This window comes from Cytobacillus spongiae, assembly GCF_021390075.1.
In genome coordinates this window covers 715,932-728,806 of the sequence record NZ_CP089997.1, presented here as the reverse complement: position 1 = coordinate 728,806, position 12,875 = coordinate 715,932, and the positions used below count along the sequence as shown (strand labels likewise).

Genomic DNA, 12,875 nt, shown 5'->3' with positions numbered 1-12,875 from the left:
ATCTACCTCTTGCCGAGCGAAATCGTGTCCAATGCGAGCGTTCGCTCAAAAAAGGAGCGTTCGCTCACAAGTTGGGCATGGGCAACTTGTTCTCGGTTTCATCGAGAGAGCTACCCTACCTGATAAAGTCACCTCTCCCAAAAAATCTTCACTTCGTTTAATAAATATGTTCTTTTCCGTATAAACGTATCTACTGGAGTCAATTTCTACGGTACTAAACCCCATTTGGAGCGAAATCTACCTCTTGCCGAGCGAAATCGTGTCCAATGCGAGCGATTTTTCGCTGGACGTGAGCGAATTTCCAGAAAAGTGAGCGATTTCCTCCCGGCTGCGAGCGTTCGCTCAAAAAAGAAGCGAACGCTCACAAGTTGGGCATGGGCAACTTGTTCTCGGTTTCATCGAGAGAGCTACCCTACCTGATAAAGTCACCTCTCCCAAAAAATCTTCACTTCGTTTAATAAATATGTTCTTTTCCGTAAAAACGTATCTACTGGAGTCAATTTCTACGGTACTAAATCCCATTTGGAGCGAAATCTATCTCTTGCCGAGCAAAATCGTTTCCAATGCGAGCGATTTTTCGCTGGACGTGAGCGAATTTCCAGAAAAGTGAGCGATTTCCTCCCGGCTGCGAGCGTTCGCTCAAAAAAGGAGCGAACGCTCACAAGTTGGGCATGGGCAACATGTTCTTGGTCCCAACGAGAGAGCTCCCCCACATTATAAAGCCAGCTCTAAAAGGAGCGAACGCTCAATTTTTTCCCCAGCCCTAATCGCCGTCCGAAACTTGACTACAAGCACAATTGTAAAAAGCCCTCTGTCTCCAGAAGGCTTCTAATCTATTCGTTTTTCATTATCCCCTTGATATTTGACCATTTGAACTTTTCTCCGTAGATCATAACCCCTTTTACATATATACGAGAGGCTATCATTGCAATGAGAAGGATTGAAACCACAAGTACGGCACCACTTCCTAGTAACTCTAGCATCGACAATTCGCCCATCACATATTTAGAATAAGCGACAATTGGTGAGAAGAACGGAAAGTACGTTGAAAAGGTAACGAGCGGGCCAGTTGGATCAATCATTGTTTTTATCCCAACCATTAATGCTCCCATTACAAGAATCATTACAGGTCCAATGACGCTCCCTAAGTCTTCTGTTCTTGAAATCATCGATCCTAATGCGGCGAAACAAAGTGCATACACTAAATAACCACATGCAAAGAAAAACACAAAAGCCAAAATAAGTCCTGCATCCACTTGAGAAAGATCAAATGAAAACCCAAAAATACTGAGCTGATCTGTCTCAATCCAGCCCAATAAATAAGCAAGGTAGCCAGATAAGAAGAAAATGGATACTTGAAGTAAACCAGCTACTAAATTGGAAAGTACTTTTGCAAAGAGCATGTAAATGGGCTTAATCTTTGTTATCATGACTTCCATGACTCGGGTTGATTTTTCGCCAGTAATGCTCATCGCAATGGCTTGACCAAACATGAGGATAAATGTGTACATTAAGAAAATAAATACATATACGATCCCTAAACTTCCGTTGTTCTCTGCAACCATTTTTTCTTCAACAGGAATTGTTTGAAGTAATTCAGTCATCACTTCGGCTGAAAGATTATTTTCCCCTGCTACCGTTGTAAAATATTGCTGCTGCAGCTGTGCTGAGAATGCATAGATGACTCTTGCGTTTGGCATTCGATGATAGTAATAGCTCAGAACAGGAAGGGAATTTTTCTCCTTCACTACGATGAAATGATCTAGATCTTGCTCCTTGATCTTGTCGATTTGTTGATTGAGCTTATCCTCTGACGTCGTTTCAATCTTCAGACCAGGAATTTGATCCATTAGCAGATTTTCATCAATCTGATAAGAAGTTGTATTGAGCACCGATATTCGAACCTCTTCGTCCCCTGCAGAAAAATGATTATAAGCAAAAAAGCCTAAAATAATAAGTGACATCACAATCGAAGTAATTCGGAATCCTTTTGAACGGATTTGTTCTTTAAAATGAAAGAAAAAGGCTGTCTGAAAAGCTTGCATCTATGACCCCACCTTATCAATAAATATTTGGTGCAATGTTGGCTGAAGGTAGGTTACTTCAGAAACGTGAACTCCTGCTTCTACAGCTTGTGATAGTACTCTTAAATGATCGTCCTCGTTCGTCAAAGAGAGGATAATTCGTTTCCCGTCCTCTTGGAAGGTATACCCATGCTTTGTAGCGAACTCACTTAGTGTCCTTACATCGCCAAATAGAGAAAGGTACATTAACCCGTATGATTCTTTTACTGCCGCTAGCTCGCCTGCTATAAGGGCCTTTCCATCCTTCATAAGAACCACCTGTTTACAGAATTTCTCGACCTGGTCCATTTGATGGCTAGACATAATGATTACTTTTCCCTTTTGTTTTTCTTCGAGAATGACCTCTGTAAGTAAATTGGTGTTAACGGGATCTAACCCGCTAAACGGTTCATCCAATATAATTAGGTCTGGATTATGTAGTAATGTTGCAGCTAGCTGGACCTTCTGTTGATTTCCTTTTGATAGGTCTCCTGCTAACTTATCCTTATACATCATAATATCGAAGCGGTCCATCCAATACTCTACCGACTGTTTGATTTCACTCTTTTTCATCCCTTCAAGCTTCCCAAAATACATTAGTTGCTCCATCACTTTTGTTTTAGGATAAAGCCCTCTCTCTTCAGGCAAGTAACCGAAGGAAACATGGTTTAACCCCTTCTTTTTCTCCCACTCTACCTGCCCCTGATTAGGTGTAACAAGACCGAGCATCATTTTAATTGTAGTCGTCTTTCCGGCACCATTTCTTCCGAGAAGTCCAAAGACCTCCCCTGGCTCAACTTTAAAGGAAAGTCCGTCAACGGCTACCTTTTCCCCATAATTTTTTGTAAGACTATGAACCTCTAACAATGGAAAACCTCCAATTCTAGTAAAAGTTTCTCTAATCTAATGATTATCTAGCTGTTTTCTACACTTCTCCTCTCCAGGAAAAAAACACTACTTCTATAGTAAATAAAATTTTACATAAATGGTATATTTTTTTATATAAAAAAGATGACCTCACCGAAGTCATCTTTACTTATTCGAACGCTTCTCTAACATCATAATTCTTCAAATCTAATTCAGTTGGCTCTCCGAGGGCAAGCTTGGCAAGTTCCGAACCTAAATAGGGGCCACTAGTTAAGCCAGATGCGCCAAGACCATTTGCAAGAAAAATCCCTTGATGTGCTGGTAACGCTCCAATTATCGGGAGAAAGCCTGGTGTGTACGGGCGAAAGCCAACACGTGTTTCGAGAAACGTGCTGTCAGTGAGCCCAGGTGCGACCTGTAGAGCTTTACCAATAACCTCATTAAGCCCACCAGGGGTGACTCGGTAATCAAAGCCTCTTTCATCTTCATGGGTAGCACCAATAACTACCCGGCCATTTTCAAATGTGAGAATGTATTGGTTATTGGGCGGCATGACTACAGGCCAGTCCGTTGTATCCGTGTTCGATAGCTCGAGGTGTACAATTTGAGCTTTCTGTGGCGTTACACGATAGGTGATTCCGAGTGGCCGAAGAAGCGCTTCATCCCATGCACCGCCTGTGATGATTACCGAATCAGCAAGGAAGCTTTCCCCTTCAACTTGAATACCTGTAATCCGATCTCCTTCTATTAATAAGGTAGCATCTCCTTTGATAAAGGTCGTTCCATGCTTTTTAGCCCCTTGAATGAGCGCATCTCTCATGGCCCTTCCATCTACACGAGCACCCCCGCTTACGTAAACAGAAGAAAATTCATCTGATAAAGGCGGGAAATATTGCTTGGTTTCTTCTGGTGTTAAAATAGTTATTTCACCAATTTCAGGTGCATCTTCTCTTCTTTTTCTCGCCCGTTCTGCCATCTGTGCTAGCTTCTTTTCGTCGGTATGAAGACAGAGTGTTCCTACTTGCCGGTAGCCTGTCTCCGTCTCTCCATCTTCTTCTAATTGCTTTACAAGCGACGGATAGTAGCGTGCCCCTCCTTTAACAAGCTCATACCAGGCTTTATTTCGGCGCTGTGAAAGCCAAGGACAAACGATACCTGCTCCTGCATCAGTTGCTTGACCAAGATCTTTTCTATCAACTACTGTGACGTGAACGCCTGACTTCGCAAGATGATAAGCCGTCGATGCTCCTAGTATTCCTGCTCCAATTACAATCATTTTCTTCATCTATATACACCTTTTCTTTAAAGCTTACTGCCTCCCATTCTAACGAATAAATTCGCTTACTACAATCAGTGGCTTCGACCTATAAGCAAAAGAGAGCCCAGCTGGACTCTCTCCTTATGCTATTCACCTGCTTTTCTTTGTAAAAACTCATCCTTCACTTCTGTTAAAAGTTTTGGGTTGGTAAGAAGCTGTAATCCAGTTAAAGCAAGAGCCTTTGCCCCTCTTACTAATGCTTCATCCCCCTTAGGTGATCTCGCCGCCTCCCTAAATGATACGGTATGTGCAACAAGGTCACTTGGTCCAATTTTGATATAGGGATGTATAGTAGGAACAACCTGACTAATATTCCCAGCATCAGTTGATCCAATGCCTCCTTTCTCTGATACAATAACGGTTTCACCAAGCTCTTCAGCGACCTCTTTATAAATGGCATCAAACGTTTTATTTATTAGGAGGTTATCTACCTCGTTCTGAAAAGCGATGACATTCAATTGTGCCCCTGTAGCCAATGCAGCCCCCTCAGCAATTGCCTTCACCTTTTTTGTGACCTCATTAAGTTCTGTTCTCGTTTTTGCACGGATGAAAAAGCGTGCCTTTGCATACTCGGGAATAATATTTGGCGCGTCTCCCCCATGTGTAATAATGCCATGAATTCGCACATCCTCTTTTAATTGCTGGCGAAGAGCATTTATCCCATTAAATAATTGGATCACTGCATCTAGCGCATTTATCCCTTCGTGGGGAGAGGCAGCAGCATGAGCAGGCTTTCCGGTATATTCGAAGTCTAAAGGATCGACGGCTAGTGAATGGCTCGTTAGCCGGGTTTCATTTGATGGATGAACCATTAGAGCAGCATCAATATCATCGAGGAGTCCATGCTTTACAAAGCTCCCTTTCGCACTGCCATTTGGACCCCCTTCCTCCGCAGGCGTGCCTAACACGACTACTTCACCACCTGTGTCCTCAATCGCTTTGCTGACCGCAATTCCTGCTGCTACACTAGTAGTTCCAATGATATTGTGTCCGCAAGCGTGACCAAGACCTGGCAATGCATCGTATTCAGCGAGGAATGCAATCGCTGGTCCTGGCTTTGCGGCTCTTTTTCTAGCAAAAAATGCCGTCTTATGACCTGCCACACCTTTTTCGACCGTGAAGCCTTCTGTTTCAAGTAGGGAGATTAATAGACGAGAAGCAAAAAATTCTTCATTTCCAATCTCAGGTTTATCATGTATTTGATGACTAGTAGATATATAAAGCTCCTTTTTACTATCCACATCGTCAGTTATTGCTTTTTTCTGCAAATGATACGTATTTGCAATTGTTGTCATCTTTCTTCAACCTCCCTCGTTTTTCGTAAGCATGGTAACAACTAATCATTCTCCAATCTCACTAAGTGGAACAAAGGTAGGAATCACATTCCCTTTGTACTCCTTCTCAATAAATTCAGCCACATCATCTTGTTGATAGAGTTCAGCTAGCTTCTTCAATGACTCGTTATCCTGATCCTCCGCTCGAACAGCAATAATATTAATGTAAGGGGTTGCCGTTGCACTTTCATGGAAAATCGAGTCATTAACAGGACTGAACCCCGCATCTACTGCGATTCCATTATTAATTATGCTTGCAGCAACATCCGGTAATACTCGCGGTGTTTGCCCTGCTACAACTGGAACAATCTCAAGATTCTTTGGATTTTCAACGATTTGATCTAGAGAACCATTCCCATCGAAGTCATCTGGTAGCTTGATTAAGCCCGCCTCTTGCAGGAGCAAGAATGCACGGCCCATATTGGTTGCTTCATTTGGAACAGCAATCTTTCCACCTTCTGGGATTTCATCAACAGACTTGTATTTCTCTGAATAAATTCCCATCGGTGCAATAACGGTCGTCGCAATTGGAACAAGATCCAGATTATGCTCCTTTTTAAACGCATTGAAATATGAAATTGTTTGAAAAGCATTTGCATCAAGTTCTTCCTCTGCTAACGCAATATTGGGCTGAACATAATCAGAGAACCGAACAATCTCCACCTGAATGCCCTCCTTCTTTGCTTTTTCCGAAACATAGTCCCAAATTCGATTGTCAGAACCACTTACTCCTACCTTAATAGTAACTTCCTCTTCCTTGCCGCTCGTTTTCGATGAGCATGCTGTACTAAAGACCAATAATGCTAGAACAATAACGAATAATCCAATTTTTTTCATGATGAAATTCCTCCTTTTTATCTTCTTCTAATTTTTTTCGATAAAATATTGCCAAAGGATTGAAGCCCTTGAACCATGACAACTAAGATCCCAACGGTAATTAGCATGACCGTAGTATCAAACCGCTGATACCCATACGTAATCGCAAGATCCCCAAGTCCACCTCCACCAACAGCCCCAGCCATAGCAGATGCACCAACAAGACCGACAGTTGCTATTGTAATGGACAGCACGAGTGAGCTTAGTGCCTCTGGTATGAGAAATCGAACAATGATTTGCCAAGGTGTAGCTCCCATCGCCTCTGCTGCTTCAATTACCCCAGGGTCAACCTCTAATAGGGAATTTTCAATTAATCTAGCAATATACGGCCCTGCATAAAATACAAGCGGAACCACAGCAGCTGCAGTACCAATCGAAGTTCCGACGATAAGTCGAGTAATTGGAATAATTGCCACCATCAAAATAATGAAGGGCACAGAACGAAAAATGTTAATTATTCCATTTAAACAATTGAACACAACCTTATTTTCAAGAAGATGTCCCTTTCTCGTTACAACGAGTAGAATCCCGAGTGGCAAGCCCAATAAGGTGGAGAATAACAGGGATGCAGCTACCATTTGAATTGTTTCAAGAAGGGCATCGATAATTTGTTGCTGATCAACTAGCATGTGTGGTCACTTCCTTTATTAAAACTTCTTGCTGATTGATGTACATTAGTGCTCGATTGATTTCTTTCTCCTCCCCTTGAAATTCCACAATTAAATTGCCATATGGAATCCCTTGAAGCTCTGTAATATTCCCAAAAAGAACATTTACGTGAAGATCAAACTTCTTGGCTAGTTTGGAAAAAAGAGGCTCACCCGCCGATTCTCCTACAAAGTGAATTCGGTACACTCTCTGTATTCCTTCTACATTTTCAACCAATCTCTTCACCGCCTCTGGTAATTGATCATTCATCACAGAGCTAACAAAGCTTCGGGCTGTTTCTGTTTTAGGAGAAGAGAACACTTGAAAGACTGTTCCTTCTTCAATAATCTTGCCTCCTTCAATCACTGCTACCCGATTGCAGATCTCTCGGATGACAGACATTTCATGGGTAATGATAAGGATGGTAATTTTATATTCCTCATTGATTTTTTTCAGAAGCTGTAGAATCGCACGAGTCGTTTGGGGATCGAGGGCTGATGTCGCTTCATCACATAATAGAATCGATGGCTTTGTTGCTAGTGCCCTCGCAATTCCAACTCGCTGCTTTTGCCCTCCAGAAAGCTGATCCGGGTAATTATTTGCCTTTTCATTTAGACCGACAAATTCCAGTAGCTCCATTACCCTTGTTGTAATCTCCTGCTTGGAAACTTTCGCCAAGCGAAGAGGGATCGCCACATTGTCAAAAACCGTTTTCGAATTGAGGAGATTAAAGTGTTGAAAAATCATCCCAATATCTTTCTTCGCTTCTCTCACCTGTTTGGTCGATAACGATAGTAAATCTTTCCCATCGACGATCACCTTCCCACTCGTCGGTCGTTCAAGTAAGTTGACGCAGCGAATTAACGAGCTTTTCCCTGCTCCACTAAATCCAATAACACCAAAGATATCCCCCTTCTTGATATGAAGGTCCACTCCATTTAACGCGTGAACCTGTTCTCCGCTACTTTCATATACTTTTCGAACATCCTGAAATAAAATCATCGTTTGTCACTCCTTTTTCATTTTTTATTAAACAGGGATGATACTTTTTCTGATTTTGAATGAGTTACTGTCATGATTAACTGTAAAATGTACCAACAAAAAACCCTCTTCAGACAAGAAGAGGGGTCTACATTGTAGAGCTCTTCTTATCTTTACAAGCTATATCGCTTGCTGGATTTGGCACAGTACTAATTATTAGTCCGCTGCCGAGGCTTCATTGGGCCATTTCCCTCTACCTCTCTTGATAAGAAATACATTATTAACCTATCGGATTACTATGTTTTAATATAAAAAAGACTCTTGTTTTCAATCTCCTTTCCTTTTTTCAGGAATGAAAAAAACCTCTTCTCGATAAGAAGAGGTTCACCTAAACATATGTATGTTTCCTCTTCTTATCTTTCAAGTCATATGACTTGCTGGATTTGGCACAGTACTTGTAATCAGTCCGCTGCCGAGGTTTCATTGGGCCAGTCCCTCTACCTCTCTCGATAAGAATCACGATTTTTATTCAATTATTTCCTGTGAGATACACTTTACAATGATTCGTTAACTGTGTCAATTCTTATTTTTATTTTTTTCGAAGGTGTGCTGTAAGTATCCTTTCATTCGCTAATTGAAAAAAATGATAAAATATTCTGCTAAATACCCATTATTCCGGTAATTTATGGTAATATAAATTGGTGCTTTTTTCTAAATTTTGAACTTCTAGAGAGAGGAAGTCATCCCATTGATACAGTCTGTGTTATCCAACTTTGCTCTTTTGTTATTGTTGCACTTATGTATTAATATGATTTTCCATTACAAGCCATGTATTCCGAAAAGAGCCGGGGAATTTCTAATCATTTTCTTCGGTATAGCTGCGACGATTTCTATGTTCTACTTACCGATTCGCTTTGAGGAATATTTTCTCGATTTACGGCTCATCCCATTATTATTTTTAGCCATTATGAGAGGATGGAATACAGCCCTTCCTGTCTTATTTGTTGCTTCGATTTGGCGGCTGATTATGGGAGGTCCTGGAGCAGTCCCAGGAACCCTATTTGGTATGATTTTCCCTACAATCGTTGGCCTTTATTTTTTTCAAGGGGAAACTCCCCGCTACCATTTTAAGAAGATTGCGATCGCAACGACTATTGCATGGATTTTATCTGATTTCCCAACACTTTTCTTTTTTTCACTATCTGTGGATGAAGCTCTTCAGCTTTTAACTTTTCGATATGTTTCAATTATAGGTTCATCCTTTATCTTTTATATCTTTATTATTAACGGCATTCAACAAGAGGACCAGCGGCAACGATTAAACCAATTAGCTGATTTCGACCCGTTAACAGGACTCTATAACAAGCGAAAATTTCTTGAAGTCATGTCAGAACAAATCAGTCAAAACCCAAATAACCCTTACTTTCTCGCCTTGCTAGATCTAGACTTTTTTAAAGAAATCAATGACAAGTTTGGCCATCTAACAGGTGATCGTGTACTGATTCAATTTGCCCAGTATCTTAGGCAAAAGCAGACTGACCATATCATGTTCGCACGCTATGGCGGAGAAGAATTCATTGCATTTTGTAGCGGAGATTCGTTAGAAGAAACGGCTTATTACTTTAATGAACTCAGAAGGCATCTACTTCTTGAAAAGTTCAGCTCAGCGTCTGGAGAGATCACTCCAAGCATTTCTGTTTCAATCGGTATATGTCCATTTTATCCAGCCAAAGATGTTCACCAGCAAATTGATGTAGCAGATCAACTCCTATACGAGGCAAAAAGATTGGGAAGAAATCGAGTGTGCTACTAGATGTCCTCACTATTGAAAAGGCATTCAGACGAACTTAAGTCTGAATGCCTTTTTTCGATTTATAACGGGCGTTTGGATCTGACTTCAACCGTAATAGATCCTCCATTTGTGTATGCTTTTAACAGGAAGGGAACTCCTGTCGTATTCTGAAATTGGAAGTCGACTCCTCCCCACGAAACCGTAGCATCTCTCCCTTTAGGTACATACCCCACACCGAGTGAATGATGATGCCTTTCAATATAGCTAACTCCCACTTGGTCAATTGCATTGAATAGAGTAGAAGAAGTCTGGCAGATTCCTCCTCCTATGCCATCAACAAGTTTTTTGTTCACAATTTCCTTCGCTGGCTGATAGCCATGTGCGGCATCACTTGGTCCAATCGTTGTATTAAACGAAAAAATATCTTCTACGCCAATAATTGTATTGTTAATCGAATTAGCAGACAGCTGAATATTAGTCGTTCTTCCCGCTACCACCGGGTCAAAATACGTCGTATAGCTGGCAAGAATTAGATCGTCTAGAGCCGGTACTTCTTCAGGGTCATAGCCACTTTCGGTCACATAAACAGGAAGTTCAACGACTCCACCATTTTGCGAGGCTTCCATAATTCTTTCAACAAGCTCTGTCTCCTCAAGAATAATCTTCGGCTGACCTTTTCTAATTTGTCCTGCTTGATCTATTTTATCAAGGACCATCCTTTGATCATAGCCCCTCTGGTTTCCGTCTCCTCTTGCTAACTCGCGTGCCCACTGTTCGATTTCCATCTGAAACATTTCAGGCTGATTGTAATAATCCATTTCCTTCGGTACAATCTCGCGAATCACCTCCTGCGTGCTCGGGTCTACAACTTTCACAACAACTGGGAGCTCCTTTTCAGCTACCTCATGCTTGCTAACCGCATGTGTTTGTATATTCTCCTCCATTTCGCTCGCATTCCCTGTTTCCTTTGATGCTTTGTCAGAACAACCTACTAACCAAACCAAACTAGCAAACAAGCAAATAGACACCAATTGCTTAAACATTTTTCAAGTCCCCCAACTTTTTTCTAGATATTTTCCAATCTATGTCTCTTACATGCTATTCAAGCCAGCTTATCTATATGCGGCCTCTAGCCCTGTTTAGTAGCTGATTATTTCAATAGATGGACCAGTTGGAGGGGAGTGATCTGCTAAAAGGGAACGAATTTTAGGTGTCTGCGGGCAAATGCTCGTAAAAGGGAGCGTTTGCTCCCTTTTTGGCTCAGGGCAAATTTGGTTGCATGAGCCAGTCTTCTTCAGAAAGCCAGCTTATCTCTTTAAACAATAATTTGATTGTTGATCTTTTCGGTAAAAACCGTAATTAAAGAAGTTTTTTTACTCTGGAAAGCTGTAAAAGGAGCGAAAATCCGCCTTGTCCGAGCGATAATTGGTCGAACGCGAGCGAAACCTAGTCGATTAGGAGCGAAATAGCTGAAAAGTGAGCGATTTTTGGGTATCTGTGAGCGAACGCTCATAATAGGAGCGTTCGCTCACTTTTTGGCTCAGGTCAAATTTCGTGGCAAGAGCCAAACTCTTCGTGGCGTAAACCAAACTCTTTGCGGCATGAACCAGACTTCGTCACAAAGTCAGCTACTTTGACCCCAACCTCAATTCTAGGTCCTAACTCACATTCTAACCCCAAGCACACACTACAGCTCCTAAATACAACGACCACGCACAAAAAAAAAGCTGCCCACCCAGCAAGAACTGAGCAGGCAGCTTCCAAATGGACGGGATTAATCCCCATCGAGCATTCTAAAAATACCACCAAGCATACTACCTTCACCTTTGTCGGCACCGCCTCCTTGAGGGGCAGCAGCAAACACTCGACTAGCTAGTCGGCTAAATGGAAGGGATTGAATCCAGACCGTACCTGGTCCACGTAATGTAGCAAAGAATAGACCTTCACCACCAAATAAAGCTGTTTTCACACCCTTAACCATTTCGATATTGTAATCGACGTCACTGGTCATGGCAACGAGACAGCCCGTATCGACGCGAAGAACTTCTCCAGGTGCTAATACCTTTTGATGGATCGTACCACCTGCATGAACGAAGGCCATTCCGTCTCCTTCAAGCTTCTGCATGATAAAGCCCTCTCCGCCGAAGAAGCCAGCGCCAATTTTGCGCTGAAACTCTACGCCAACTGAAACGCCTTTAGCAGCGGCTAGAAATGCGTCTTTTTGACAAATAATTTTTCCGCCAAGCTCACTTAGATCCATCGGAATGATTTTTCCTGGATATGGGGAAGCAAAGGATACATGCTTTTTCCCGGTACCTTTATTTGTAAAGGTTGTCATGAATAAGCTCTCGCCTGTAAGCATTCGCTTACCTGCACCAAATAGCTTGCCCATCATTCCACCACCACTACTAGACCCATCTCCAAAAATAGTTTCCATATCGATTTGATCTTCCATCATCATTAAACTTCCGGCCTCAGCTACTACCGTTTCTTGTGGATCAAGCTCTACCTCCACAAATTGCATATCATCTCCATAAATCTTATAATCTATCTCATGATTATTCATCTTTTCGCCTCCTACATCTTTTTCCTACTATCTCGTATACGAAATACTTTCCACATAGTTTCATTTAATTATTCGCCAGAAACTTTTTTTCCCCTTTTTCAATAGGGGAAGTTTACTCCACACTTTCAAATTTTCCTTTAAAAACGCATGTAATCTCTTCTGATACTCCTCTTCAGCCACTGTATAGCCCTCCGTATGACCAGCTCCCTTTACAATCCAGATTTCTTTCTGTCCTCCTGCTGCCTCATACAGGCGGTGGACCATTTCTGTTGGAACAAGTTCATCTTGATCGCCATGAATGAAAAAAATCGGTAGGGTTGTCTTTTTCACCTGTTCAACTGCAGAGGTCTAAGTGAAGGAATATCCTGCCTGTATTTGAGTAACTACACTTGTCACTTGCATAATTGGAAAGGCTGGTAAGCGATAGAGA

At 41.8% G+C, this 12,875-nt stretch carries 11 protein-coding genes and 2 riboswitches; of the genes, 1 reads left to right on the top strand and 10 read right to left on the bottom strand.

The genetic code is table 11. From position 1 onward, the window contains the following. Positions 1–833: 833 nt before the first annotated feature. From LS684_RS03795 to LS684_RS03765, 7 genes are all read right to left on the bottom strand, one after another. Positions 834–2,045, bottom strand: a complete 1,212-nt coding sequence (locus tag LS684_RS03795; RefSeq protein WP_233810104.1) for an ABC transporter permease — start codon at positions 2,043–2,045, stop codon at positions 834–836. Beyond that, positions 2,046–2,930: an ABC transporter ATP-binding protein gene (locus LS684_RS03790; RefSeq protein ID WP_233810102.1), complete on the bottom strand. Its 885-nt coding sequence runs from the start codon at positions 2,928–2,930 to the stop codon at positions 2,046–2,048. A gap of 169 nt (positions 2,931–3,099) precedes the next feature. Further along, positions 3,100–4,215, bottom strand: coding sequence for an NAD(P)/FAD-dependent oxidoreductase (locus LS684_RS03785; RefSeq protein WP_233810100.1), 1,116 nt, complete (start codon positions 4,213–4,215; stop codon positions 3,100–3,102). 119 nt (positions 4,216–4,334) lie between these two features. Next, positions 4,335–5,543, bottom strand: a complete 1,209-nt coding sequence (locus LS684_RS03780) for a M20 family metallopeptidase (protein WP_233810098.1) — start codon at positions 5,541–5,543, stop codon at positions 4,335–4,337. 45 nt (positions 5,544–5,588) lie between these two features. Further along, positions 5,589–6,419 carry a MetQ/NlpA family ABC transporter substrate-binding protein gene (locus LS684_RS03775; RefSeq protein ID WP_233810096.1) on the bottom strand — a complete coding sequence of 277 codons (831 nt, stop codon included), beginning with the start codon at positions 6,417–6,419 and terminating at the stop codon, positions 5,589–5,591. Positions 6,420–6,436: 17 nt separating this feature from the next. Further along, positions 6,437–7,087, bottom strand: a complete 651-nt coding sequence (locus LS684_RS03770) for a methionine ABC transporter permease (RefSeq protein ID WP_233810094.1) — start codon at positions 7,085–7,087, stop codon at positions 6,437–6,439. Continuing rightward, positions 7,077–8,108, bottom strand: a complete 1,032-nt coding sequence (locus LS684_RS03765) for a methionine ABC transporter ATP-binding protein (protein WP_233810092.1) — start codon at positions 8,106–8,108, stop codon at positions 7,077–7,079. Before LS684_RS03765 ends, LS684_RS03770 begins: the two co-directional genes overlap by 11 nt. 143 nt (positions 8,109–8,251) lie before the next feature. Next, positions 8,252–8,359, bottom strand: a riboswitch (SAM riboswitch). 138 nt (positions 8,360–8,497) lie between these two features. After that, positions 8,498–8,603: riboswitch (SAM riboswitch) on the bottom strand. Positions 8,604–8,835: 232 nt separating this feature from the next. On the opposite strand from LS684_RS03765, the gene LS684_RS03760 reads away from it, so the two are divergent. Further along, the gene (locus LS684_RS03760; RefSeq protein ID WP_233810090.1) at positions 8,836–9,900 is read left to right on the top strand and encodes a GGDEF domain-containing protein; all 1,065 of its coding nucleotides are present in this window, start codon (positions 8,836–8,838) and stop codon (positions 9,898–9,900) included. Between the two features lie 59 nt (positions 9,901–9,959). Here the strand turns inward: LS684_RS03760 and LS684_RS03755 are convergent, their stop codons facing one another. From LS684_RS03755 to LS684_RS03745, 3 genes are all read right to left on the bottom strand, one after another. Beyond that, complete coding sequence (locus tag LS684_RS03755) at positions 9,960–10,922, bottom strand: VanW family protein (RefSeq protein WP_233810088.1); 963 nt, start codon at positions 10,920–10,922, stop codon at positions 9,960–9,962. A gap of 731 nt (positions 10,923–11,653) precedes the next feature. Then, the gene (locus LS684_RS03750) at positions 11,654–12,445 is read right to left on the bottom strand and encodes a TIGR00266 family protein (protein ID WP_233810086.1); all 792 of its coding nucleotides are present in this window, start codon (positions 12,443–12,445) and stop codon (positions 11,654–11,656) included. 60 nt (positions 12,446–12,505) lie between these two features. Further along, positions 12,506–12,775: an alpha/beta hydrolase gene (locus tag LS684_RS03745; protein WP_233810084.1), complete on the bottom strand. Its 270-nt coding sequence runs from the start codon at positions 12,773–12,775 to the stop codon at positions 12,506–12,508. Positions 12,776–12,875 lie beyond the last annotated feature (100 nt).